The organism is Paenibacillus sp. BIHB 4019, from assembly GCF_002741035.1.
Classification (GTDB): domain Bacteria; phylum Bacillota; class Bacilli; order Paenibacillales; family Paenibacillaceae; genus Pristimantibacillus.
In genome coordinates this window covers 3,030,256-3,054,271 of record NZ_CP016808.1, presented here as the reverse complement: position 1 = coordinate 3,054,271, position 24,016 = coordinate 3,030,256, and the positions used below count along the sequence as shown (strand labels likewise).

The 24,016-nt window shown below is 53.2% G+C and carries 21 protein-coding genes; 6 read left to right on the top strand and 15 right to left on the bottom strand.

Annotated features, from left to right (window positions below):
- Positions 1-14: 14 nt before the first annotated feature.
- From BBD42_RS12945 to BBD42_RS12910, 8 genes are all read right to left on the bottom strand, one after another.
- A complete protein-coding gene (locus BBD42_RS12945) occupies positions 15-1,385 on the bottom strand; it encodes an LLM class flavin-dependent oxidoreductase (protein WP_099518466.1) in 1,371 nt (456 codons plus the stop codon).
- A gap of 48 nt (positions 1,386-1,433) precedes the next feature.
- On the bottom strand, positions 1,434-2,423 hold the full coding sequence (locus tag BBD42_RS12940) for an ABC transporter ATP-binding protein (RefSeq protein ID WP_150131544.1): 990 nt from the start codon (positions 2,421-2,423) through the stop codon (positions 1,434-1,436).
- Complete coding sequence (locus BBD42_RS12935; RefSeq protein WP_099518465.1) at positions 2,407-3,501, bottom strand: ABC transporter ATP-binding protein; 1,095 nt, start codon at positions 3,499-3,501, stop codon at positions 2,407-2,409. The genes BBD42_RS12940 and BBD42_RS12935 overlap by 17 nt, the downstream gene beginning before the upstream one ends.
- Positions 3,502-3,548: 47 nt before the next feature.
- Positions 3,549-4,451 (bottom strand): ABC transporter permease, encoded by a 903-nt coding sequence (locus tag BBD42_RS12930; RefSeq protein ID WP_099518464.1) that lies wholly within the window; start codon positions 4,449-4,451, stop codon positions 3,549-3,551.
- Positions 4,452-4,472: 21 nt separating this feature from the next.
- Positions 4,473-5,420 (bottom strand): ABC transporter permease, encoded by a 948-nt coding sequence (locus BBD42_RS12925; protein WP_099518463.1) that lies wholly within the window; start codon positions 5,418-5,420, stop codon positions 4,473-4,475.
- A 98-nt stretch (positions 5,421-5,518) separates the two neighbouring features.
- Positions 5,519-7,126, bottom strand: coding sequence for an ABC transporter substrate-binding protein (locus tag BBD42_RS12920; protein ID WP_099518462.1), 1,608 nt, complete (start codon positions 7,124-7,126; stop codon positions 5,519-5,521).
- 28 nt (positions 7,127-7,154) lie between these two features.
- Positions 7,155-8,348, bottom strand: a complete 1,194-nt coding sequence (locus BBD42_RS12915) for an amidohydrolase (protein ID WP_099518461.1) — start codon at positions 8,346-8,348, stop codon at positions 7,155-7,157.
- Between the two features lie 68 nt (positions 8,349-8,416).
- A complete protein-coding gene (locus tag BBD42_RS12910; protein ID WP_099518460.1) occupies positions 8,417-9,076 on the bottom strand; it encodes a carboxymuconolactone decarboxylase family protein in 660 nt (219 codons plus the stop codon).
- Positions 9,077-9,230: 154 nt separating this feature from the next.
- On the opposite strand from BBD42_RS12910, the gene BBD42_RS12905 reads away from it, so the two are divergent.
- Both BBD42_RS12905 and BBD42_RS12900 read left to right on the top strand, forming a co-directional pair.
- Positions 9,231-10,127, top strand: coding sequence for a LysR family transcriptional regulator (locus BBD42_RS12905; protein ID WP_099518459.1), 897 nt, complete (start codon positions 9,231-9,233; stop codon positions 10,125-10,127).
- 143 nt (positions 10,128-10,270) lie between these two features.
- Positions 10,271-11,644, top strand: coding sequence for an LLM class flavin-dependent oxidoreductase (locus tag BBD42_RS12900; protein ID WP_099518458.1), 1,374 nt, complete (start codon positions 10,271-10,273; stop codon positions 11,642-11,644).
- 80 nt (positions 11,645-11,724) lie between these two features.
- On the opposite strand, the gene BBD42_RS12895 is transcribed toward BBD42_RS12900, so the two are convergent.
- Positions 11,725-11,949, bottom strand: coding sequence for a hypothetical protein (locus BBD42_RS12895; RefSeq protein WP_099518457.1), 225 nt, complete (start codon positions 11,947-11,949; stop codon positions 11,725-11,727).
- A 328-nt stretch (positions 11,950-12,277) separates the two neighbouring features.
- Here BBD42_RS12895 and BBD42_RS12885 point away from each other — a divergent pair, with 328 nt between their 5' ends.
- The 3 genes from BBD42_RS12885 to BBD42_RS12875 all read left to right on the top strand — a co-directional run bounded on the left by BBD42_RS12885 (position 12,278) and on the right by BBD42_RS12875 (position 16,525).
- A complete protein-coding gene (locus tag BBD42_RS12885) occupies positions 12,278-13,162 on the top strand; it encodes a YihY/virulence factor BrkB family protein (RefSeq protein WP_099518455.1) in 885 nt (294 codons plus the stop codon).
- A 111-nt stretch (positions 13,163-13,273) separates the two neighbouring features.
- Positions 13,274-13,510 carry a hypothetical protein gene (locus BBD42_RS12880; protein WP_099518454.1) on the top strand — a complete coding sequence of 79 codons (237 nt, stop codon included), beginning with the start codon at positions 13,274-13,276 and terminating at the stop codon, positions 13,508-13,510.
- A 129-nt stretch (positions 13,511-13,639) separates the two neighbouring features.
- Positions 13,640-16,525 carry an S-layer homology domain-containing protein gene (locus tag BBD42_RS12875; RefSeq protein WP_099518453.1) on the top strand — a complete coding sequence of 962 codons (2,886 nt, stop codon included), beginning with the start codon at positions 13,640-13,642 and terminating at the stop codon, positions 16,523-16,525.
- A gap of 131 nt (positions 16,526-16,656) precedes the next feature.
- Here the strand turns inward: BBD42_RS12875 and BBD42_RS12870 are convergent, their stop codons facing one another.
- Positions 16,657-17,298, bottom strand: a complete 642-nt coding sequence (locus tag BBD42_RS12870; RefSeq protein WP_099518452.1) for an NAD(P)-dependent oxidoreductase — start codon at positions 17,296-17,298, stop codon at positions 16,657-16,659.
- 197 nt (positions 17,299-17,495) lie between these two features.
- On the opposite strand from BBD42_RS12870, the gene BBD42_RS12865 reads away from it, so the two are divergent.
- Positions 17,496-17,909, top strand: a complete 414-nt coding sequence (locus BBD42_RS12865) for a chemotaxis protein CheW (protein ID WP_056033639.1) — start codon at positions 17,496-17,498, stop codon at positions 17,907-17,909.
- A gap of 73 nt (positions 17,910-17,982) precedes the next feature.
- Here the strand turns inward: BBD42_RS12865 and BBD42_RS12860 are convergent, their stop codons facing one another.
- The 5 genes from BBD42_RS12860 to BBD42_RS12840 form a co-directional block, all read right to left on the bottom strand.
- Positions 17,983-19,062, bottom strand: a complete 1,080-nt coding sequence (locus tag BBD42_RS12860; RefSeq protein WP_237163462.1) for an ABC transporter substrate-binding protein — start codon at positions 19,060-19,062, stop codon at positions 17,983-17,985.
- A gap of 157 nt (positions 19,063-19,219) precedes the next feature.
- Positions 19,220-20,185, bottom strand: a complete 966-nt coding sequence (gene yjfF / locus BBD42_RS12855) for a galactofuranose ABC transporter, permease protein YjfF (RefSeq protein WP_099518450.1) — start codon at positions 20,183-20,185, stop codon at positions 19,220-19,222.
- Positions 20,178-21,206 carry an ABC transporter permease gene (locus tag BBD42_RS12850; protein WP_099518449.1) on the bottom strand — a complete coding sequence of 343 codons (1,029 nt, stop codon included), beginning with the start codon at positions 21,204-21,206 and terminating at the stop codon, positions 20,178-20,180. Before BBD42_RS12850 ends, yjfF begins: the two co-directional genes overlap by 8 nt.
- Positions 21,207-21,212: 6 nt before the next feature.
- Positions 21,213-22,733: a sugar ABC transporter ATP-binding protein gene (locus BBD42_RS12845; RefSeq protein ID WP_099518448.1), complete on the bottom strand. Its 1,521-nt coding sequence runs from the start codon at positions 22,731-22,733 to the stop codon at positions 21,213-21,215.
- 127 nt (positions 22,734-22,860) lie between these two features.
- Complete coding sequence (locus tag BBD42_RS12840) at positions 22,861-23,910, bottom strand: ABC transporter substrate-binding protein (protein WP_056033628.1); 1,050 nt, start codon at positions 23,908-23,910, stop codon at positions 22,861-22,863.
- Positions 23,911-24,016: the final 106 nt, after the last annotated feature.

The window sequence follows — 24,016 nt, the reverse complement described above, 5'->3', positions numbered from 1 at the left end:
CTACTTTCTTTCGATTAGACAAGAGCGGCCGGCGTGCGAAACGAAGCGCCCGGATGATGCTCTGGCAGGCGCGCCTCACCCTTGCCGAACAGCCGCTCGCGGAGCGTGCCTGCTTCGTAATCGGTTTTGAACAGCCCGCGTTTTTGCAGCTCCGGAATGACCAGATCGACAAAATCGACATAGGAGCCAGGCAGCACATACGGCTCCAAATTAAAGCCGTCCACGTCCGTTTCCTCCGTCCAGCGTTCGATTTGATCGGCAACGTCTTCCGGCGTGCCGACAACGGTCAGTCCGCGGAAGCCCTTTTGCACAAAATCGTCCATGACCTCCTGCACCGTCTTCTTCGTCTTGCTGTGCTTCGTAAAACGGTCGGTATGCGTTTGGCCCATTTCGGTATGAATATTTTCAAAATAAGCGTTCGGATCAAGCTGCGTCAGGTCGATGCCCGTTACACCGGCATAGCTGGACAGCGTTGCTTCAGCGCTTTGATGCCGCATATACTCGTCGAATTTGCGCTGTGCTTCCTCACGCGTCTGTGCCACCACAACCGACAGCCCGGTGAACACTTTCACCGCTGCCGGATCACGTCCATATTCTGCGGCCCGCCTGCGAATATCTGCGATCTGGTCCCGCAGCACCTCCGTCGTCGGCGCCTTGAGGAAGATGCCCTCCGCATGCTTCGCGGCGAAAGCGCGTCCCCTTCCGGAGCTGCCCGCCTGAAAAATAACCGGCGTCCGCTGCGGGGAAGGCGTCGAAGCATGGTACCCCTCCGATTTAAAATATTTCCCTTCATGCTTCACCTTATGAACCTTCTGCGGATCGGCAAATATCCGCTTCTCGCGATCAACGAGCAGCGCATCATCCTGCCAGCTGCCCTCCCAATACTTATAGCTGACATCCATATATTCATCTGCCATATCATAACGCTCATCATGCGGCAGAAACTCGCTTCTGCCGAACAAATCGGCGGCCGATTTGCTGCTCGTCGTCACGACGTTCCAGCCGATTCGCCCCTTCGTAATATGATCCAGCGTTGAAAATCTGCGCGCATTCGCATATGGAGCCTCATACGTCGTCGAGGTCGTCATCGTAAAAGCGAGGTGCTCGGTCGCCTGCGCAAGCGCTGGAATGAGCAGCATCGGGTCATTCCCTACTGCACCCGATGCCTCGCGGAACGCAAGCTCGGTCCTCTCCTTCGGATAGCCGTAGCTGTCAGCGAAAAACATAAAATCAAACTTGCCCCGCTCCAAAGTTCGGGCGATATCAATCCAATAATCCATGCTATTATAATGAATGCGATTTTGCTCGGGATGCGTCCAGATGCCTTGGGTTAAATGATTGACGGCGTTCACCTCGAAGACGCCCAAATGAATTTTCTTCTTCATCGTCTACTCTCTCCTATCCCTCAATAGCTTAGCTTGTGTGCACAGGCCTTACGCAAGATGGCACGCTGCAAAATGGCCCGGCGCAACCTCCCGCTTGAGCGGCACCTGCTTACGGCAGGCCTCAACCGCATACGGGCAGCGCGGATGAAAAGCACAGCCGCTGACCGTCTCCAGTGGAGAGGGTATGTCGCCTTGCAAAACCATCCGCTCCTTCTTCATCGCAGGATCGGGAATCGGCACAGCCGACAGCAGCACCTGCGTGTAAGGATGCAGCGGCTGGGCGAACAGGTCGTCCGTTCGGGCCTCTTCAACCATTTTGCCTAAATACATGACGCCAATACGGTCAGATATATGGCGGATGACGCCAATATCGTGGGCGATAAATAAATACGTCAGCTTTAATTCACGCTGCAGCTTGCGCATCAGGTTAATAATTTGCGATTGAATAATGACGTCCAGCGCCGAAACGGGCTCATCGCAGATGACGAGCCGCGGCTCAAGAATTAGAGCCCGGGCAAGGCCAATTCGCTGGCGCTGGCCGCCGGACAGCTCATGCGGCAGCCGGTCATAATGCTCCTCCTGCAAGCCCACCGTCGCCAGCATCCGCAGCGCAAGCTCCGTTCGTTCCTGCGGGCTGCCTATACCGTGAATGATGAGCGGCTCTTCCAGCGTTCTGCCGATGGTCTTTCGGGGATTCAGCGAGGAATACGGGTCCTGAAAAACCATCTGGAGCTGCCGGCGGCTGGCCCGAAGCTGGCGGCTCGGCATGCGGTTTAAATCCTCGCCCTGATACAGCGCTTCTCCGGCAGTAGGCTCAACAAGGCGCAGCAGCGCCTTGCCGAGCGTGCTTTTGCCGCAGCCCGATTCCCCGACCAGCCCGTAGGTTTCCCCTTCATAAATGTGAAAGGAAACATCATCAACGGCTTTAACGAGACTTTTGCGAAAGGATGCCGGACGCTTCGTACTATAATGCTTGGATAAGCCTTTCACTTCCAGCAGCGGCATGGGCCCGCCTTCCTGTTCATGGGCAGATGGCATGCTGCACGCCTCCTTTCGCTGCGACTCTTTCGGATGCTTCGGCTGACTCGGCCGTTTCAGCTGCTACGACTGCTATAGCTGCTTCAGCTGCTTCGGCCAAGGTACCAGCATGCCAGCAGCGCACCATCGTTCCACTAGCCGCATCGCGCGTTAATTCCGGCATGTGCCGGCGGCACCGGTCGTCGGCATAGGCGCAGCGCGGCGCAAAGCGGCAGCCCGTCGGCACATTCGATAGCGAAGGCACACTGCCTTCAATTACTTGCAAATCCTGCGTTCTGTCGCCATCCATTCGCGGTATGGCTCCCATCAGCCCAATCGTATATGGATGCAGCGGGCGGGCGAATAAGGTGGCGACATCAGCCATTTCAACGACCTGTCCCAAATACATGACAACGACGCGCTGGCATGTTTCCGCGACGACACCCAGATCATGGGCGATGAGCAGAACGCTCATCGCCAGCTTGCGATTCAGCTCCGTAATCAGCTCCATAATTTGCGCTTGAATCGTCACATCCAGCGCTGTCGTCGGCTCGTCAGCAATAAGCAGCTGCGGCTCGCAGGCCAGTGCAATCGCAATCATGACGCGCTGGCGCATGCCTCCAGAAAGCTGGTGGGGATACTCCCACACCCGCTGCTCCGGCGAAGGAATGCCCGTCAGCTTTAGCAGCTCGATCGCTTTGCGAACCGCCTCCTTGCGTCTGATTTTCTGATGCAGCACTATAGCCTCGATAATTTGCTCGCCAATGGTGTATACCGGATTGAGCGAGCTAAGCGGGTCTTGGAAGATCATCGCGATTTCATTGCCCCGAATTTCCCGCATTTGCCGCTGCTTCAGCCCAAGCAGATTGCTGCCTGCAAATCGGATTTCCCCTTCATAGCTCACGTCATGCTTCTCATCGAGCAGCCGCAGCACGGACTGGGCAGTGACGCTTTTGCCGCACCCGGATTCTCCAACAACGCCGACGATTTCCCCACGCCTAACATCAAAGGAAACGCCGTCGACTGCGGCCAGCTTCCCGCGTGCTGTATGAAAATAAGTTCGTAAAGCTTTAACCTCAAGCAAAAGCTCCTCCGGCATTTCTTCCACCCTCCTTAGTCGGACTCCAACCCGCCGGCTGCGATGCCCTATTTTTTCCCTTTGCCCTGTCTAACATGAGGGTCGAGCAAGTCCCTGATTCCATCCCCAAACAAATTCATCGCCAGTACCGAAATAATGAGCGCAAAGCCGGGAAACAGCGTCATCCACCATGAGTTGTATATATACATTTTTCCATCGGCCAGCAAATTGCCGAGACTTGCCATCGGAGCCGGAATGCCTGCCCCTAGAAAGCTAAGGGCGGCTTCCACAATAATCGCCTCGGCAAAAATAAAGGAGCTCTGCACAATAAGCGGCGAAACCGTGCTGGGCATAATATGCTGCCACAAAATCCTCGTCTGTGACGCGCCTAAGGCGTGCATCGCTTCCACATAGGTTTGCTCCTTCGCAACGAGCGCGGCTGAACGGACGATTCGGGCTACCGAAGGAATAAACACGATAATCAGGCAAATAATCAGATTGGAAACGCTTGGCCCGAGCGCGGCCATAATGGCAATCGCCAGCAAAATCGCCGGGAAAGCAAACAAAGCGTCCATCGTCCTCATCAGCAATTGATCCAGCCACTTGTACATGCTCGCATACAAACCGACGACAAGCCCCAGAACGGCGACCGACAAAGCGACGGCAAAGCCAACCTGCGCCGATATTTGCGTGCCATGCATCACTCTGCTGAAAATGTCCCGGCCCAAATTATCCGTGCCAAACCAGTGCTCCGCGCCCGGCGGCGACAAACGGTTGACGATATCGACGTCGAGCGGACCGTAAACGGATATCCATGGCGCAAAAAAGGAAATAAAGGCGACCACTATTATCAGTACGCTGCCTGCCGATGCTGTTTTGCTTGCCAGCAGCTTCTTGAGCAGTCCGCGCCTTCGATTGCCGATAGTGCGCTTGCGCTTTGCCAGATGCAGCGAGGGCTGTGCTTTTTCCATCCGCGCCCAGCCTCCTTTCTGTTATTTATTCAACCGAATCCGGGGATCGACGACCGCATAAAGCAGGTCAACGACCAAATTAACAAGCACATAGGTGAACGCGATAAACAGTACTAAGCCTTGAATAACGGTATAGTCCCGGCGCGATACCGAATGGACCAGAAGCTGCCCCAGTCCCGGAATGTTAAAAATGCTCTCTACGACCGCCGCGCCTGCGAGCAGCGTACCGAACGTTCCGCCAATGACCGTCAAAATGGGAATGAGCGCATTGCGCAAAATATGCTTATATACGATGCTCCGCTCACGCAGCCCCTTCGAGCGCGCTGTCTTCACATACCCTTGGTTCATGACCTCCAGAAAGGAGGAGCGAACGATTCTGGCAATGACCGACGACATGACGACGCCGACTGAAATGCCGGGCAAAATTAAATATTTCAAGAAATTCCAAAGTCCATCACTAATTGGCGCATAGCCGGATACCGGCAGCCATTTCAGCTGCACGGCGAACAGAAGCACAAGAAACATGCTAAGCAAAAAGCCGGGAATCGTTATGCCGAGCAGCGTATAGGCAGCCAATGCTTTATCCGCCCAGCCTCCGCGATTCACGGCTGCCCAAATGCCGAACGGCAGCGCAATGGCAATTGCAATCAGCTCGGCAAGCAGCGCGAGCGACAAAGTAGGCTGAAGATGCTCGCCTATGACGGCGGACACCGATTTTTTCAAAAAATAAGAATCGCCTAAATCTCCTTGCAGCGCCGAGCCTATCCATTGGCCATATTGCAAAACAAGGGGCTGATCAAGCCCCATATTGGCACGCAGCTGCTGAATCGTCGCTTCGTCTGCGCCATCGCCCAGCATGACGCGCGCGGGATCACCCGGAATGAGGTAAATGATCAGAAAGACAATAACCGACATGATGAAAAGAATGGGGATCAACGATAACACCCGTTTTACAATAAAAGCGGTCAAACCGTTTACCTCCTTCCAAAGTAGAATTCCGCACGGCAAGCAGCTGCTGTATGCCTGCTTTATGCCGCTGCAATGCTGTATTGTGCTGTGCAAGGCTGCTATTCAACCAGCTTCGTATTTGCAAGATTCGGTATGTTGCTGAGGTACGTCAAGCCGACGAGATTTTTGCGAACCGCATTATAGTTGTAAATATCGCCGATCTTAATCGCCGCCAAATACTCCCACTCATAAGCTTGCAGCGCATCATTCGCCGCTTTAATCGCATCGTCGCTAATAGCCGAGGTAGAAGCTTCAAGCAGCTCCGCAAGCTTGGCATCATCAGCAAAACCATAGGTCGGGTTCAAATAAAGCAGCTGTGAAGGCGTTGAAGGCACGAGGAATGGACCGACATAAATATCCCAGCCATTCGGGTCAGCCCGCTTCGTCAGCATCGTGGCGTAATCGGAAATGTCGATTTTCGTCTTGATGCCGATTTGCTCCAGCTGCGCCTGCACCATCAACGTTGCATTATAGAAGGTGCCTGTATCCTTGGTCGTCAGTAGCGTAATTTCCTCGCCATTGTAGCCCGCTTCCTGAAGAAGCTGCTTCGCCTTGTCCGGATTTTTCTGGTTGTAGGCTTCGCTGCCTGCCTCGCTGTACCATTTCGCATTTTCCTTGTACATGTAGCTTGGATTCAAGCGGTACAGTTCCGGTGTGGACACGATTCCAAGCAAAACCTGGTCCACATCGAGCACCGATGCGACAGCCTGGCGGTATTTCAGCTGCGAGAACAGCGGCCCTTTTTTATTGAAAACCAAATTGAAATCGGTAGACAGGTTTTTGATGATTTCCACATCAGGGTCACTCTCAACCTGCGGCAAATTATCCAGACTGACGTCGACATTGTTAAAGTCCTTCGCGAGGAAAGAGGAGAAACGCGTCGCATTATCCGTTGCCAAAGTGAAATACAGATCGTTCACGAGCGCTTCCTTCTTGCCGGAAAAACCGTCAGCTGGCGCATCGACAGGCTGGTAATCCGCAAATTTTTGCAAATGCACGTATTGGTCGGTTTTGTACTCCGCAAACTTGAACGGCCCGGTTCCAATATACTCGGTTACGCCATCCGGACCAGCCGCATCCACGACCTCCTTCGGCATAATCGCCGCAAAATTAAGCACATGGCTAAGCTGCGCCAATGTATCATTTCTCGGCACGTCCGAGCTGAGCACGACCGTATAGTCATCCTTGACCTCGAACTCGCGATCGGAAAAAGAGCTTTTTGCGCGCGGCGCCGTATTTTTCCAGCGATTGAGCGAGGCGGCTACATCCTCTGCCTTCATCTCCTTGCCGTTGTGAAACTTGACACCTTTACGAAGGTGAAAGGTGTATACTTTCCCGTCTTCACTCAGCTCATAAGACTCTGCGAGCATAGGAACCGGCTCATACTTGGCATTAAAGGCGAATAGCCCCTCATAAATATTGACCGCTATCGTGGAATTGCTTCCGCCAAGCGACAGATGCGGATCAAGCGTCGGAATCGTTTGCGCGAGCGGATATTTCAGTTCGGTCGCCAGCTTCTCGCCTGCTGCCGTGCCAGCCGCCGCTGATTCGGCAGGCGAAGCCGCTCCTTCCGAGCTTGCAGGTGCAGAGCTGTTGCTGGAGCAGCCGAAAACGATGAGCAATGCGCCGAGCAATCCGATTATTCCTAACTTTTGATAATGCTTCATAAATAAAGTGCCTCCCTGTTATTGTGCATTATGACTGCCAATCCACTAGCTTTTCTGCTGCTTTTACGAATAAGGCCACTCCGTTTGCCAATGCATCCTCATCAATCTCAAATCGTGGATGGTGATGCGGATAAACGATGCCTTTCTCAAGGTTGCCTGCGCCTATATTAATAAATGTGCCAGGCACCTTGCGCTGGTAGGCGGAGAAATCTTCGCCGCCCATGCCCGGCGGGTTTTGAACGACATGCTCCTTGCCGACGACTTCAATCGCCGCCTCCTCCACGATGCGGGTCAATGCTTCGTCATTAACGACAGGATCATAGCCGTACACATACTGGAACTCGAATTGCGCATTATGTGCCGAAACAATACCTGCGACAATGCGCTGCAGCTGCTCCTCCGCCTGCTGGCGCACCTGCTCGCTGAAGCTCCGCACCGTTCCTTTCAGGGTTACCTTATCGGGTATGACATTATGGGAGGCTCCCGCCGTGAATTGGGTCACGGAAACGACTAGCCGCTCCAACGGATCGGTATAACGCGCCACAATATGCTGAATATTCGTCACGATCTGGGCGCCAATCGCAATCGTATCGACCGAGCGGTGAGGGAAACCGGCATGGCCGCCAACCCCGCTGACCGTAATAGTGAAATTATCCGGCGAAGCCGACATCTGCCCATAGACGATGCCGATTTGTCCAACCGGCAATTGGGCGGCCAGATGCTCGCCTACGATCCAATCCACGCCGTCCAGTACGCCAGCTTCGACCAGCTCGCGCGCTCCCCCCGGAGGAAGCTCCTCTGCATGCTGAAAAATAAAGCGGATTTCGCCGTGCAGCCGCTCCTTCTGCTCTACAAGCAGACGCGCTGCCGCGAGCAGTACAGCGGTATGTCCATCATGCCCGCAGGCATGCATGACGCCCGGATTTTGCGAAGCATAATCAAACGTGTTTTCTTCCGCTATCGGCAGAGCATCCATATCCGCCCGCAGCGCCAGCGTTTTGCCCGGATAAGCACCGACAAGCCTCGCCAGCACACTCGTCTTCGTTGGGCGGCTGATGATCAGCCCGCCAAAGCTGCGCAGCGTATCTTCCACAAACTGCGCCGTCTCCGTCTCCTCAAAGGACAGCTCCGGATGCTGATGCAAATGCCTTCGCCATGCGACAACCTGCTCATGAACCCACTCGGGGAGCTGTCCGCTCCAGCCTTTATTTTCCTCTGACATGCTTGCTTCCCCTTCTTCCTCTTCTTATTCATTCGATTATCAGGCTATTAATGGCTAGAAATCGGCTGCTACTCCCGCTCGTAGGCTTGCAGGGCATTCACCCGGTGTGCCATCGCAGAGCCTGCCTTCAACACCGTTGCTACAACGATCGTCTCAGCCAGCTCCTCCAGTGTTGCTCCCGCTTCCTTCGCCTGCTTTGTAAAAATCTCAATGCTGTAAGCACTTCCCGTCACATGGGCCGAGCCAACTGCGATGAGCAGCTTTTCCTTCGCTTCGATATGCTGCGGCTTAAGCGACTTGTGCACATATTCGAAGAAAGCATTGTACAGCCCCTCATTTACGTCCTCCAGCTGCTCGACCAGCTCGATATTGCTTCTGCTGTACAAGTCCGTTTCTTTGCTGCCGTTGAACGCATTAAGCGCATTGACTGAATGAAAAAAGGCGGAATGAGCATTGACCGCCGCACCGACAGCCGCAGCCTCGAACAATTCCTCGAACGATGCAGACAGCGCCTTCGCTTTGCCGACATGGGCTTCGATACAATAAGGGCAGCCTGTAACATGGGCAACGGCAACGGCTATAAACTCTTTGACTTTGACTGAAATTACGCCATCAGCAAGTGCTTCCTTGTTAAATTCGCCGAACGCCTTAAAGGCATCAGGGGCATAGCTGAATATTTTGGATGAGAAGCTAGGGGCGTGTCTGGTGTACAAGCTTTCGTTCGACATTAGGGTAAAACCTCCATTTTCCATTTTAAATATGTGTAATCCACTTGATTTAATCGGGTTTATATCTGTTATAATAGGGCATAAAGCTGAACGTGTATAATTGAAAGATTTAAATAGCCAATTTAGTATTTTTTAAGCATAGGGGTGAAATCGCATGGAAATTCGGTTAATTAAAACGTTCCAGACCATTGTTAAGCTCGGTAATTTCCAGCGTGCTGCCGAGGCACTGCAATATTCGCAGCCTACCATTACGATACAAATCAAGAAGCTCGAAGAGGAGCTCGGCATGAAGCTGTTCGAGCGGGGCAAAACGATAACGCTCACCAGCGCCGGACGGCTGTTCCATGAACGGGCCGATATGCTGCTGCGGGAATACGACGAGCTGAACAGCTCCTTAACGGATTTCATTCAAGGGGACGCCGGCGTTGTGCGGGTAGGCGCATCAGAGCCTTCCGCCAGCAGCCGCCTGCCTGGCATTCTGTCCGCGTATACGCAAAAAAAGCCGAAGGTGCAAATTAAAGTCAAGGTCGGCACGACCAAAGAGCTGATGCAGATGGTCATCGACGATGAAATTGATCTGGCGCTGTGCAATCAGCCTGAACCGCATATCGAGCTTGAATTTCACGGTTTAATGAAGGAACAATTTTCATTGCTGCTCCCTGCTGGGCATCCCTTTGCTGAACGCGCGGAAATACGGATGAAGGATTTGCGGAATGAAAAGTTTCTGTTCACGCCGGGAACCTGCTCGTTTCGGATTCGCATCGAGGAAATGATTACGAAAAAGATCGGCAAGCTGCGGCATAACAGCATTGAGGTCGCCAGCATATCCGCGCTCAAATATTATGTACAAGCTCAGCTAGGCATTGCCCTATCGCCCGTCGTCGCTATTTCGCCGCCGCTGCCGGGGACGATCATCAAGCAGGTTATCGATTTAGCCGAGGGGCCTGAGCTGGGCATCCTCATTAAGCGGAACAGCACGACGCTGAGCCAAATCAATAAAGAGCTGATTGCCGATATTAAGCAGGCGCTCACTCCCGATCCCGAGTGGTAACGGCGTCCATCTTTACGTTTATTAAAGCGGCGCTTTAGCATTTTCAATTGTACAAACGCTCCCCCTTCCGCTATGCTCACTTATAACTATTATTCCGAGTGAATAACTTGATATTTAAATAGTGGAACGGAGCGCTGCTTGCGATGAAAAAAATCCATTTAGGCATTTTCGATATTCATACCCCTAATCAAATGACGCAGGGCTTATGGACCCATCCCGCCAATCAATCTACACGCTACAAGGAGCTGGCTTTCTGGATTGAGCTGGCGCAAGTGCTGGAGCGCGGCAAATTCGATTTTATGTTTTTTGCCGATTCCTATGGCTATCCCCATCATAAGCGCGAGCTGTCGTATCGCGAAGCTGTGTACACGCCCTCCAACGATCCGATGCTGGTCATTTCCGCACTCGCTGCCAGCACGAAGCATCTCGCTTTCGTCACCACGGCCTCGCCTGTATACGAGCTGCCATTTCCCAACGCCCGCCGCTTCTCGACGCTTGACCATTTGACCAGCGGCCGCATAGGCTGGAATGTCGTGGCTACAGGCGGCATCAGCGGTGCGGAAAGCTTTGGGCGCAGCGGCATATTGCCGCATGATGAACGCTATGAGCAGGCCGAGGAATTTATGGAAGCCAGCTATAAGCTGCTTGAGGGCAGCTGGGAGGATGACGCTGTCATCGCTGATCGCGAGCGCCGCATTTATGCCGATGCGGACAAGGTTCATGTCATTGAACACAGCGGCAAATATTATAAAATGAAGGCCTCCCATGCCAGTGAGCCTTCAATTCAACGTACGCCTGTCCTGTTTCAGGCGGGCAGCTCGGATCGTGGGCGAGATTTTGCCGCCAAGCATGCCGAGGGTGTTTTTTTGAAAGCCCCGACTGTAGAAGCGCTAAGAGCTCAGGTGCAGGATATTCGCAAGCGGGCTGCCGCTTATGGCAGAGGAGCCGGGGAAATTAAAATTTTCACGGGACTGTCGGCTGTGGTTGGCCGTACGCGAGAGGAAGCTGAGGGCAAGCTTGCCGAATACAAAGCCCATCGCAGCCGGGAGGCGGCTTTGCTCACCTATGAGAACGCGACGGGCATTGATTTGTCCGCGCTCGATCCCGATGCGCCGTTCGAACAAATAAAAACCGAGCAAGGACGCACGCATACCGAGCGCTATACGAAGCATAGCGGCAAAGTTCAGAGCGTCCGTGAAGTGAGCGATAATTTTGCCGAGAAGGAGTTTCGCGGTATTGTAATAGCCGGAACAGCTGAGGAAATTGCGGACCAAATGCAATATTGGGTAGAGGAAACCGGTATTGACGGCTTTAATTTGGAGCGTTATGTACTGCCCGGGACGCATATCGACTTTGTCGATCTCGTTGTGCCAGAGCTTCAGCGGCGCGGCATGTTCAGACAACAATACGAGGAGGATACGCTTCGCGAGCGCCTGTTCGGCAAAGGAAATACACGCCTGCCGGATACTCATGCTGGCGCAGCCTACCGTTTTCCCAATAGCAGAACCACTAGCTGAGCCGCAACCAATAGAAGGGGTTATCGTTAAGCCGCCTTATTCAAGCGCGGCTTAACGATAACCCCTTTGTGCGTCAGTATTCAATGCCCCATCTGATGCACTTCATCGGCGTTATAGGACAACAAGCCGAATACGATCAGCAGCGTTGTGAAAATCACGATGCAGGCGCCGATTCGCCGCAGCGTTTTTTGGCGCTCGGTCAAGTGCTCGCCCTGCCCATGACGCTTTTTAGTAGAAGCAATAAACAATAGGCCCACTCCTAGCAGCAGCGCTATGACGACGCTTGCTTGCAAATATACGTCCAAACGATCACTTCCTGTCCGCCCATTTATTCTATAGACGATGATCATTTGGAAAAAGTTGTACCTGCCGCGCGATTAATTGTACGAATCATCTTGCCCCAGCTCCTCTCCTTTCTCTCCATCCTTTCATTTCCTTGACACCCGCCTCCATACTCATCCAGTTTTCCAACTTGGTTTTGGAATAGCATACGTCCTATTTCGCTTGAGCTGCCGCCTGTGCGGGTAAGCATAAGCAACAGCATAAACGGCAGGCAATGTCAGGGCTTAACCCGCCCACATGATCATATTTAAATAACTTAAAAAAATAGATCATAAACGGAGGTAGCTGCTTATGGCTCCTAAATCAAAAACGATGCGGTTTTTCCTCGATATGTATGTCCGTTTCCGCGATGATGATGTGCCGGGGGTAGCGGCGCAGCTGACTTTTTATTTGATTTTGGCCTTCTTCCCCTTTTTGCTGTTTGTGGTCAGCCTGCTCGGCTTCGTTCAGTTATCGGGTGACAGCCTCGTGGCCGAGCTTATTCGCCTGCTTCCTGCCGAGACGGGCGAGGCGATCAGCAAGGTGCTTGAAGAAATTACGCAGGGCAGCAATGGGACGCTGCTATCGGTCGGAATGCTGGCGACGGTCTGGTCGGCGTCCAATGGCATGAATGCCATAATAAAAGGCTTGAATACAGCCTATGAGGAGCAGGAAAGCCGCCCCTTCTGGAAGATACGCGGCATTGCACTGATTGCCACGCTCGTGCTCGGCCTTGTCATCACGCTCGTCATGCTTATGCTCGTTTTTGGCCAGACGATCAGCAGCTATTTGTTCAACCTGCTTCATGTGCCCAGTGAAAGCGAGTGGGTATGGAATTTGGTGAAATATGCGATTCCGCTCGCCGCTATGCTTATCGTATTTACGATGCTGTATTGGATTGCTCCTAACCGCAGGCTGACTATTAAGGAAGTGCTGCCCGGCGTGCTGTTTACGACAATTGGCTGGGTTGCAGCCTCGATGCTGTTCCAGTTCTACATTAATAATTTCGGCAGCTACTCCAAAACGTACGGCAGCATTGGCGGCATTATTATTTTGCTGGTCTGGTTATTCATTACGTCGCATATCATTATTTTAGGCGGGGAAATGAATGCGTGCCTGGCTCGTTCACGCCCATCCAAGCCCAGTCTGCAAGAGCGCACGCCGCAAAACCGGACAGGCACCTTTTTCGTCAAATAAAGGAAAGGGCTAGCTGCATTCGGAAATTAATGCCGCTCCATACCTGTTTCATATCTGTTTACTAGGGTAAATACAAAGTAATTCGATATACATTTCGAGGAGGAATATAGGATGGAATATATTATTAACAAACGCTTTGACGGAGAGCATATTTGCTTCGATGGAAACCACTACATTGGCTGCACGTTCAACAACTGCACCATTACAATATCGTCCCTGCATTTCAATTATGACCGCTGCACCTTCAAGGGCTCCAGCTTCAAGCTTAGCCCGCGCGTATTTCACCTGCAAAACGTTTATTCGCTGCTTCCTTCGTCCATGAACGGCAAAAACGTGCAGCTTGCGTAAAATAGATGTTTTTTTTCGCTAAATCCCCCTAAAGGGGGATTTTTTTTGCTGCTAAAATAAGTAAAATATAGATAGTAGAATATAGATTGCAGCATTTACAATCAGGGGAACGAATAGGAGGATTATCGGATGTTTAGCAAAATACAGCGCCAAATCTCGGTATGTCTCGCCGCTCTGCTGCTGGTATCAGGCTTGTGGCCAGCAGGCTCGCCAACTGCGGCATCAGGAACCGTGTCAACCTCTCTCGGACCAGCTATCGAGATGGCGGCTTACGAACTGCCAAGCGACGTGAGCCTGAGCTACACGCTTTTTGCGGGCGGCGTTTCGGACGGTCAAGCCATATGGATGGCCCCGCAAGAAACGGATAAGGTAGTCAAGCTGGATCCTGTAACGGGAGCCATGACCAGCTATAACAATTGGCCAGCAGGCTTTACGAAGGGGAACGGGGCATTCAGCGACATCGTATTTGACGGGCAATCGCTATGGATGATCCCGTCATTAGCTGACCGGATTATTAAACTTGACCCGGAGAGCGGTGCCATGACCGGCTATAACAGCTGGCCAGCCGGCTTTAACAACCATTCTCCCCGATTTAGTGGAGGCGTTTTTGACGGGCAATATATTTGGCTCGTTCCCTCCAATGCTAACAGCCTGATTCGCCTCGATCCGTCAACCGGCAGCATGACCAGCTATAATGACTGGCCTAGCGGCTTTACGCTGCCGAATTATGCTTTTTCCGACGGTATTTATGACGGCCAAAATTTGTGGCTCGTTCCTAATACGGCGAGCAGCGTTATCAAGGTCGACACAGCTACGGGAGATATGACCGCCTACGACGACTGGCCTAGCGGCTTTGTGAAAGGGGCTTATGCTTTCAACGGAGCCATATTTGACGGAGACAGCATGTGGATGACCCCCTATAGCGCAAACCAGGTCGTGAAGCTGGATACGAGCACCGGCGAAATGACCGGCTATGACGATTGGCCCGCTGGCTTCAATAAAGCCGGAAGCCTATTGGGCGAAAGCGCCTTTGACGGGCGATATATTTGGGTAAAGGCCAGCTCCTACAGCCAATTATTCAGAATTGACACAACGACTGGCGAAATGGAGGGCTTCTCGGATTGGCCGGCAGGCGTTAATGCTAATCCCATGTATTCCGCCATGTTTGACGGCCTCAACGTTTGGCTTATTCCTTTAGCTTCCACTCAAGTCATTCGGGTGTCCAGTGTGCCTGTTATGCAGCCTGCTATAGCTGGGGATATGCAGGCTGATTTGGCCTGGGAGCCGGTAAACGGCGCAATCGGTTATAAAATTTATCAGAGCCAGACGATGGGGAGCAGCGGAGCCGAGATCGCTACTGTCGGCAGCTCCGTCTATTCCCGCACAGTAACCGGATTGACCAATGGCATGACCTATTATTATTCGGTTAAAGCTGCTTTTGCCGGGCGGGACAGCTCCGCGTCCAATGAAGTGAGCGCTATTCCGCTGTCCACCGACGCGAACCTTAGCCATCTTGCATTGTCAGACGGCTCTCTTAATCCAGTGTTTGATGAGAGTACGACGGTTTATACAGCAGCTGTAAGCAGCAATGTGAGCGAGATTACGGTTACGCCAGAGGTATCGGCCAGTACGGCAGCGGTCACGATTAACGGTGAGGCTGCCGCCAGCGGCGCGCCTTTCGGCCCGCTGCCCTTGACTGAGGGCGCTAATATTATTGAAGTGAAAGTGACTGCGCAAATTGGAACAACGAAGACGTACACCGTAACCGTGACTAGAGCAGCGGCCACGCCAAGCCCAACGGCTAGTCCCACTCCAACAGTTACTCCTGCGCCCACCCCATCGCCGATAAGCGGAGGCGGCATCAGCGGGGGCACATCCTCACCTGCTGCCGTGGCAGGCATCAATCTGAACGGCACTCTCGTTCCGGCGAGCACCATCGACACGACGAAGCCGATTGCTGTGCTGGAGGCTTCGCCGCATACTGGCAGCAGCGCCGTCTATGCCAGCATTCCGGCAAGCGTGCTTGCAGGCTTCGCGAGTAAAAATGAAGCTTTTCTTCTTGAGATTAAGGCGCCATATGGCAGCTACCGCATCCCGGTTCAGCTTGCTTCGCTAATACCCGGGCTGCAGGAGCTGCTTGCCGAAAACAAGCTTGGCGCTCAGGACATCAGCTTTAAACTCACCTTGACCGATAAATCCGGCGATTCTGCGCTGCGAGGCACACTTACGAGCAGCTTGCCTGACGGCAAGCTGCTCGGAGCTCCAGTCCATGCTCGCATGGATATAATCAATGCCAAGACTGGCATGGTGCTGCGAGCATTGGCCACATTCAGCTCCGAAATGACAATTCTCCTTCCGCTGACTGGCGACATGAAGGAGATACCGGAATATTGGGGGGCCTTCCGCTTTGACGAAGCAACCAAGCAGCTCGCATTCGTTCCCGCCCGCAAGCTGAATATCGGCGGCATCTCGTTCGCAGCGATCCGTTCTGCGTCTGACGGCACGTATGTCGTTACGGAGAATAACGTCGTCTTCAGTGACATGTCTAAGCATTGGGGCGAACCGCTGGCCCGGCTGGCCGCAGCGAAGGGGCTGGTAAACGGCATCGGCGGCGGCAAGTTTGCTCCTGAGCGGACTGTAACGCGAGCGGAATTCACAGCAATGCTGACACGGGCGCTCGGCGCAAATGCGCTCCCGGCGTCCTATGCCGTGGACAGCCAGCCGCTTACCCGCGAGCAAATGGCGGACATGGTTGCGGCAGCTATTTCCAAAGCTGAGGAGCTCCCTGCCGGCCATGCAGACGGCGGCGTTATCAACGTCAACGGCTACAAAGATATTGCCAGCGTGAAGCCGGCGTATTTGGAGGCGGTACGCAGCATTGCCGAGCTTGGCATTATGACCGGCACTGGCGGCAGCCGCTACGAGCCGCAGCGAGAAACTTCGCGTGCGCAAGCGGCGGCTGTGCTCATTCGAACGCTGATCGTGCTCGGCAAAATCGACGGACTCGAAGGCTAGCCGTGAAGCGTCAAGCTGCTATCGCAGCTGCCAGAGACATGCAAACAGCCCGAACGGATGCGTCCGTTCGGGCTGTTTTTTCTAGAGAAGCTATTACCTATTAGAATGTCGGAATGATCTATTCCTTTTGCTTATTCCGCTTCCGCTACGACTGCGAAACGCTCGTTCACATGGTTCGCTTGCTCCGCTTCATCCACAATGGCAATTGCATAGTCGGCGTAGCTGATGTAGCTGTCGCCTTTGGCGTTAAAGAAGAAGTTGTCCTTGCCTTTGGTGTAAGAGCCTGTGCGTTTGCCATCGGGGTTGAAAAAGGCTGCCGGGCTAACGAACGTCCACTTGATGCCCGTCGAGCTTTCCAGGTCATTCAAGTTGCTGCCTTGGTTAAAGGCTGTCGCATAATATTCTTTCGGGAAATGCTCTGTTTCGAGCATGCGCGTCGTTTTTGCTTCATCCACGAACAGGCTGCCCGCTCCGCCGACTACGATCAAGCGGGTTTCCGGTGCGCCTTTGAGCGCTTCAATCAGAACTTTGCCGAGCTCTACATGCTTCGTTTCCTCGCCTTGCGGTGCGCCGAATGCGTTGACGACGATGTCAAAAGCTTTCAAATCTGCTGCTGTCAGCTGGAACGCATCTTTCTCCAATACGGCTGCATTGGGCTGTGCAAACTTCGATGCCGTTCTGACAATTGCTGTCACCTCATGTCCTCTTGCCGCCGCCTCTTGAATGATCAAGCTTCCGGCTTTACCTGTTGCGCCAATCACTGCTATTTTCATTGTCTATTCCTCCTGAATATAAATAAGGTTTATTTTTTTCAAAAAAGCGGTCCGCTTTATGTAACTATTATAGTTACAGGTTACTTGCAATGTCAAATCATTATTTTGAAAGCTATATGCAGCTTGTCGAACGATATAATATAATAGAGATAGGAATTGCTCGAAGCATACCAAACACGGCAAGGAGACTATCTCTAATGAGCGACTTTATTATTTTCAACGTGGCCAACAAATCTTTTGCTGTCCATTTTTCGGAAATTGATGAAATTCAAGCAGCCGTAGAAGGAACACCACTTCCTTTCGCCGAGCCGTGGCATGGTGGCGTGGCCAACATTCGTGGCGGCCTCTACACTATTATTAACTTGCGCAAAAAATTTAATCTGTTTGGACAGGCCCCGGACAGCTATCAAAAAATCATTTTGCTCAGGCAAGCCAAAGTAGCACTGCTCGTCGATGATATCGAAAATACCGCTTCGATTGAAGAAGCCGACATTGAACCTGTGCCGGATTCTTCAGAGAAGGACATTTTCCACCAAGCTTTCAGGCTGGATAACCGGGTTATTCCGATTCTGCATGTAAAGCTGTTCCTCGCCTCTACCAAAACCATATAGGGAAAACGACACAAGGCAGTTTCCGCACAGCTTTTACGCTGACGGGAACTGCCTTGTGCTGTATAGGATAGGTCTAATATTTCCGAAACGGGGTTTCCTTCTTCGCCATTTGCTCCGTATACACGCTTTCCTGTGGCACGATTCGCTTCGGCAGCGTGCGCCCGGCAACGAGCTCCTGCACCGCCTGCATCATGTTCGGGCCAAGCAGCGGATTGCATTCAACGATGCAGTTAATTTTACCCTCCCCCAGCATCATGAACGCCCGCCGTGTCCCATCCACTGAAATAATGACAATATCAACGCCTGGCCGCAGCCCATATTCCTCAATCGCTTCAATTGCGCCAAGCGCCATATCATCGTTTTGGGCGAACAGCACGTCCATTTCACTGCCATATTGTTCAAGGAGCGTGCCCATCGCTTCCTTGCCCCGTTCAAAAGTAAAATCAGCGTCGACGCTGGCCATCATTTTATAGCCCGGCTGCTTCAGCACAATATCCCGAAAGCCCTGTCCGCGCTGGATCGAGGGGGAAGAGCCTTCCGTTCCCCGCAGCTCGACAATTTGAACCGTCTCGGCAGCATCCCGCATTTTATCGACCAAATATTTGCCCGCCTTGCGTCCTTCTTCATATAAATCTGCCCCAATATGCGTCACATAAAGCGAGGTATCGCCCACATCAACGGATCGGTCAGATATAATAAGCGGAATGCCCGCCTGCTTCACCTCGGTTAAAATCTCATCCCAGCCCGAATGCACGACCGGAGCAATGGCAATGACATCGACCTTGCGCTTAATGAAGGAACGAATCGCTTCAAACTGCTTTTCCTGTGATTGCTCCGCATTTTCGAACAACAGCTCGATTCCGGCCTCTTTTGCCGCCTCTTTGACCGAATTGGTATTGGCCATTCGCCATTCGCTCTCTGAACCAAGCTGGGAGAAACCAAGAACAATCGGCCTCACTGGCTGAATGAGCTCGATTCCCGTTGCTTCAGGCAGCGTGCCGCCTTCTGCGCGCTCTCCTATACCCGTTCCAGACTGGAGCGCATGGCCTATCCCCGAGGATGAAGGAGCTGGGGCTGAAAGCTGGCAGCTGCTTAACAGCATTAAGAAAGCGATTGCATAAATTATTTTCACAAATACAGCTTGTCTTTGCATAAGGCTCCCTCCGGTTCAGCCAGTAAAAGCGTCCATGCCCTTCCAGCTTGCTGATCGTATTGTAATGGATACAGGGCGCTTTGTCATGGTCGAAACGACTCAGGGGGTGCCGCGAACAACGTCGAATCGTTGCGCTGCACCCTTGAACCGCGTTCTATTAAGCTTTTTGCATTTGCCGCCTTGCACTGAGCAGGCGCTGCAGGACGATGAACAGCAGCAGCAGCAGGCCGATGACGATTTTGGTCCACCACGAGCTGAGCGTGCCTTCAAAGCTGATAATCGTTTGGATAACCCCTTGAATCAATACGCCGAAAAAGGTGCCGAGGATGTAGCCGACGCCGCCTGTCAGCAGCGTGCCGCCAATGACGACCGCCGCGATGGCATCCAGCTCCAAGCCTACCGCGTGCAGGCCGTAGCCTGACAGCATATAGAACGTAAAGACGACGCCCGCAAGCGCGGAGCATAATCCGCTAAAGGTGTACACGAGAATTTTCGTGCGGGCAACAGGCAGTCCCATTAGCAGCGCGGAGGATTCGCTGCCGCCAAGGGCATACGTATTGCGGCCGAAGCGGGTGTAATGCGCCAAATAAATCGCCGCGGCTACTACAACCAATGCGATAATGACGCTGATCGAGATGAAAAAGCCGCCCGGCAGCTTGATTTTCGTCTGCGCCATGCTCGTATAGAACGGATGGTCAATCGTAATCGTATTGATGCTAATGACATAGCATAGTCCCCGCGCCAGAAACATGCCGGCGAGCGTGACGATGAATGGCTGGATTTTAAAATAATGGATGATGGCTCCCATCAGCCAGCCAAAGGCGGCGCCAAGCACGAGCACTAGCGGAATAACGACGGCGGGCGGCCAGCCCTGCTGCTGGACGAGGCTTGCCGAAATCATCGTCGTCAGCGCAATGACCGAGCCGACCGACAGGTCAATGCCGCCGGAAACGATGACGAAGGTCATGCCGACCGCGACGATAAGCAGAAAGGCGTTGTCAATGAGCAGATTGAGCAGCACCTGGAGCGAGAAAAAGCCGGTGTAGCGGAACGAGCCAGCCGCAAACATGAAAGCGAGCAGCGCAGCCGTTACTACGATCGGGATATACTGCCGTTTAAGCATGGCGTTTAACCTCCCTCTCTGCCGGATAGCGGCGAGTTTTAAAGCGATGCACCAGCGTCTTGCGGAACGTCTCCGATTGAATAAGGCAGACGAGCAGCACGACAAACGCTTTGACCACAAGCGTAATTTCCGGCGGAACGCCGATCATGTAGATCGTCGTCGTCAGCGTCTGAATAATGAGTGCGCCGACGACCGTACCGAGCAAATAAAAGCGTCCGCCGCTGAGCGAGGTGCCCCCAATGACGACGGCAAGAATCGCGTCAAGCTCATACCACAGCCCGGCATTGTTGCCGTCGGCGCTGGATACATTTGCGCTGAGCAGCAAACCGGCGATGCCGGCGCATAAGCCGCAAAACATATAAACGGCGATCATGACGACTCGCGAGCGAATGCCAGCCAGGCGGCTCGCTTCGGGGTTGCAGCCGACGGACTCAATGAACAGGCCGAGGGCGGTTTTGCGCGTCAGCAGCGCTGCGATCAGCAGCACGGCGCCTGCGATAAAGATGGAGAAGGGCAGCGTGAGCAGCGAGCCTGCGCCGATGAATTTATAGGCGCTGCTCGATACGGTAATAATCTGCCCGCCTGTAATGAGCTGGGCGACGCCGCGCCCGGCGACCATTAATATGAGCGTGGCAATAATCGGCTGAATGCCGAAGGCCGCCACCAGCATGCCGTTCCAAAGGCCCAGTACAAGCGCCAGCACAAGCGCAATGGCGACTGCGCCAAACACAAGGCCCAGCATATTCTGATCCGTGCCTTGGGCGAGCGTCATGCAGGCCATAGCTCCTGAGATAGCCACGATTGAGCCGACCGACAGGTCGATGCCCTTCGTGGCAATGACGAGCGTCATGCCGATAGCTACTAGAATAAGCGGCGCGCCAAAATTCAAAATATCAATCAAGCTGCCGTACAGCTTGCCAGCCCGCATTTGCACGGAGAAAAAATCCGGCTCATACAGCAAATTAAATAATAACAGCGCCCCCAGCATCACCAGCGGCCAAAATAAATGGTGCTTCACCATGCTTGCTCACTCCCCTGCCATCGCCTGCATAAGCTGCTGCTGGCTCATTTCATCTTCTTCTATTTCCTTGACTACGACATGGTCCCGCAGCACGGCGATCCGGTCGCTGACCCGCAGCACCTCCTCCAGCTCCGAGGAGACGAACAGCACCGACATGCCTTGGCCCGACAGCTTCAGCACAAGCTTCTGAATTTCCGCCTTTGCGCCGACGTCAATGCCGCGCGTCGGCTCATCAAGAATGAGCAGCTTCGGCTGCGTCAGCAGCCAGCGGCCAAGAATGACTTTCTGCTGGTTGCCGCCGCTAAGGTTCTTAATCAACTGCTCCGGGTTCGGCGGATTAATGTTGAGCGCCTTGATATATTCATCAGCCAGCTCATCCTGCCGCTTGCGGGGAATGGCGCGGAACCAGCCGCGCGTCGCCTGCAGGGCGAGAATCATATTTTCACGAACCGTCAGCTCGTCGATAATGCCTTCTGTTTTGCGGTTTTCCGGGCAAAAGGCAATTCCCTGGTCGATCGCCTCGCGCGGCGAAGCGATGCCCTCCTTCACTCCGTTCACCCGCAGCGCGCCCTCATCAGGCTTATCTGCGCCGAAGAACAGCCGCGCCAGCTCCGTCCTTCCCGAGCCGAGCAAGCCGGCAAGGCCAACGACCTCTCCCTTGCGAATATGGAGGTCGAACGGCTCAATTGCCCCTTTGCGGCCAAGCGCCTTCGCTTCAATAACCAATTGCTGCGAAGACTCGGCAGCCGCAGCCGCCTCTTTCTCACGCGGCAGCGCATCGAGCTGCTGCAGCTCCTTGCCGATCATTTTCGATACGAGCTCTATCCGGGGAAGCTCCTTGGCCAAATACTCCCCTACAAATTCTCCGCCCCGGAGAATGGTTATTCGATCGGACACCTCATATACCTGATCCAGAAAATGCGTGACGAACAAAATGGCCAGCCCTTCCGCCTTCAGCTTGTTCATGACCTCAAACAGCTGCTTCACTTCATTGCGGTCCAAACTCGACGTCGGCTCATCCAAGATGAGCACCTTCGCCGAAATGTTCAACGCCCGCGCAATCGCAACAAGCTGCTGAATGGCGACGGAATAAGCCGATAATGGCAGCTTTACATCCAATCGAATTTGCAAGCGTTCGAGCAGCAGCTTCTCGGCTGCCGCATTCATTTCTTTCCATAAAATACGGCCAAAACGACGCGGCTCGCGGCCGATAAAAATATTTTCAGCAACTGTCAAATTCGGACATAGATTTACTTCCTGATAAACCGTACTAATGCCGGCCGTTTGCGCCGCTTGAGGACTATCGATAGCCATACGCTGACGCGCAAGCTCCACCGTGCCGTGATCAATGGAATACACGCCAGTCAGCACCTTAATCAAGGTTGACTTGCCCGCCCCATTTTCGCCCATCAGCGCATGGATCTCGCCGGGAAAGAGGCGAAAGCTGACGCCGGATAAAGCCTTTACGCCTGGAAAGCCTTTATGGATATTGCTCATTTGCAGGATAGGTTCGCGTTCCCGCTCCATCTTCTTCTCCCCTTTGGTTTGGAATTTCGCCTGTGCGATGAACGATAAAAGATGAAAAAAGGAAGCCGTCCGCCTGGTACGTGGACCAGCCTTGTTCGGCTTCCTTCGCTGGCTTTAAGCTCTGCTTCTAGTATTTCCGGTCAGGCAGCGCGGCCTTCGCCTGCTCCGAAGTAAAGACGCCTTCCTCCGTCACGATACGCTTCTCAATCGTTTTGCCATCCAGTACATCCTGTACCGCCTGCATCAATTGCGGCCCGAGCAGCGGATTGCATTCGACGATAAAGTTGATTTTGCCTTCGCTTGCCGCAACAAAGCCGTCTTTAACGCCATCGACTGAAATGATGACAATGTCCTCGCCCGGCTTGAGGCCTGCTGCTTCAATCGCTTGAATCGCGCCTAGTGCCATGTCGTCATTATGAGCATACAGAACGTCGATTTTCTTATTCGCTTTTAAGAAGGATTGCATAACCTCGTTGCCTTTCGCACGGGTGAAATCGCCCGTTTGGGAAGCGATAACCTTCAGGTTGGCATGGTCTTTAATGATTTCCTCAAAGCCTGTTTTGCGATCAATCGCTGGCGCCGAGCCGGTTGTGCCCTGAAGCTCGACAATGTTGATTTCGTCAGTCGAATCCTTATATTTATCTACTAGCCACTGTCCAGCGCGGCGGCCCTCTTCTACGAAGTCGGAGCCAATAAACGTCTCGTACAGCGACGTATCCGACGAATCAACGGCGCGGTCTGTCAATATAACCGGAATGCCCGCATCCTTCGCTTCCTTCAATACCGTATCCCAGCCGGATTCCACAACCGGGGAAAATGCGATCACGTCCACCTTTTGCTGAATGTAGGAGCGGATCGCTTTAATTTGATTTTCTTGTTTTTGCTGGGCATCGGAAAACTTCAAGTCATAGCCGACCGCTGCCGCCGATTCCTTAATCGAATTCGTATTCGCTGTGCGCCAGCCGCTTTCGGCACCAACCTGAGCGAAGCCGAGCGTCACTTTTTTGTCTGCCGGCGCTGCCGCTGGCTCGCTGCTCGCTGCTGCCGGAGCACTCGTCCCACCGGTATTGCCAGCTCCTGCCGTATTCGTTCCTCCATTGCCGCTTCCACAAGCGGATGTGACGAGCAGCATCGTCGCCATCAACAGCGACATGCCTAGTTTTCCTGCTTTTTTCATCTTTGTATTACCTCCCCTGTCATTCACCAACTTATGGCGTGCCCTCATTATAGAACGCTTTCAAAAGGCCGGGATACGGAGTCCGATAGCCGTTCGATTTGATTTT

What these genes read in the sequence shown, in the direction of transcription:
- BBD42_RS12945 (WP_099518466.1), bottom strand. Translation starts at nt 1,385, where the DNA reads ATGAAGAAGAAAATTCATTTGGGCGTCTTCGAGGTGAACGCCGTCAAT.
- BBD42_RS12940 (WP_150131544.1), bottom strand. Translation starts at nt 2,423, where the DNA reads ATGCCATCTGCCCATGAACAGGAAGGCGGGCCCATGCCGCTGCTGGAA.
- BBD42_RS12935 (WP_099518465.1), bottom strand. Translation starts at nt 3,501, where the DNA reads ATGCCGGAGGAGCTTTTGCTTGAGGTTAAAGCTTTACGAACTTATTTT.
- BBD42_RS12930 (WP_099518464.1), bottom strand. Translation starts at nt 4,451, where the DNA reads ATGGAAAAAGCACAGCCCTCGCTGCATCTGGCAAAGCGCAAGCGCACT.
- BBD42_RS12920 (WP_099518462.1), bottom strand. Translation starts at nt 7,126, where the DNA reads ATGAAGCATTATCAAAAGTTAGGAATAATCGGATTGCTCGGCGCATTG.
- BBD42_RS12915 (WP_099518461.1), bottom strand. Translation starts at nt 8,348, where the DNA reads ATGTCAGAGGAAAATAAAGGCTGGAGCGGACAGCTCCCCGAGTGGGTT.
- BBD42_RS12910 (WP_099518460.1), bottom strand. Translation starts at nt 9,076, where the DNA reads ATGTCGAACGAAAGCTTGTACACCAGACACGCCCCTAGCTTCTCATCC.
- BBD42_RS12905 (WP_099518459.1), top strand. Translation starts at nt 9,231, where the DNA reads ATGGAAATTCGGTTAATTAAAACGTTCCAGACCATTGTTAAGCTCGGT.
- BBD42_RS12900 (WP_099518458.1), top strand. Translation starts at nt 10,271, where the DNA reads ATGAAAAAAATCCATTTAGGCATTTTCGATATTCATACCCCTAATCAA.
- BBD42_RS12885 (WP_099518455.1), top strand. Translation starts at nt 12,278, where the DNA reads ATGGCTCCTAAATCAAAAACGATGCGGTTTTTCCTCGATATGTATGTC.
- BBD42_RS12880 (WP_099518454.1), top strand. Translation starts at nt 13,274, where the DNA reads ATGGAATATATTATTAACAAACGCTTTGACGGAGAGCATATTTGCTTC.
- BBD42_RS12875 (WP_099518453.1), top strand. Translation starts at nt 13,640, where the DNA reads ATGTTTAGCAAAATACAGCGCCAAATCTCGGTATGTCTCGCCGCTCTG.
- BBD42_RS12870 (WP_099518452.1), bottom strand. Translation starts at nt 17,298, where the DNA reads ATGAAAATAGCAGTGATTGGCGCAACAGGTAAAGCCGGAAGCTTGATC.
- BBD42_RS12865 (WP_056033639.1), top strand. Translation starts at nt 17,496, where the DNA reads ATGAGCGACTTTATTATTTTCAACGTGGCCAACAAATCTTTTGCTGTC.
- BBD42_RS12860 (WP_237163462.1), bottom strand. Translation starts at nt 19,062, where the DNA reads ATGCAAAGACAAGCTGTATTTGTGAAAATAATTTATGCAATCGCTTTC.
- yjfF (WP_099518450.1), bottom strand. Translation starts at nt 20,185, where the DNA reads ATGCTTAAACGGCAGTATATCCCGATCGTAGTAACGGCTGCGCTGCTC.
- BBD42_RS12850 (WP_099518449.1), bottom strand. Translation starts at nt 21,206, where the DNA reads ATGGTGAAGCACCATTTATTTTGGCCGCTGGTGATGCTGGGGGCGCTG.
- BBD42_RS12845 (WP_099518448.1), bottom strand. Translation starts at nt 22,733, where the DNA reads ATGGAGCGGGAACGCGAACCTATCCTGCAAATGAGCAATATCCATAAA.
- BBD42_RS12840 (WP_056033628.1), bottom strand. Translation starts at nt 23,910, where the DNA reads ATGAAAAAAGCAGGAAAACTAGGCATGTCGCTGTTGATGGCGACGATG.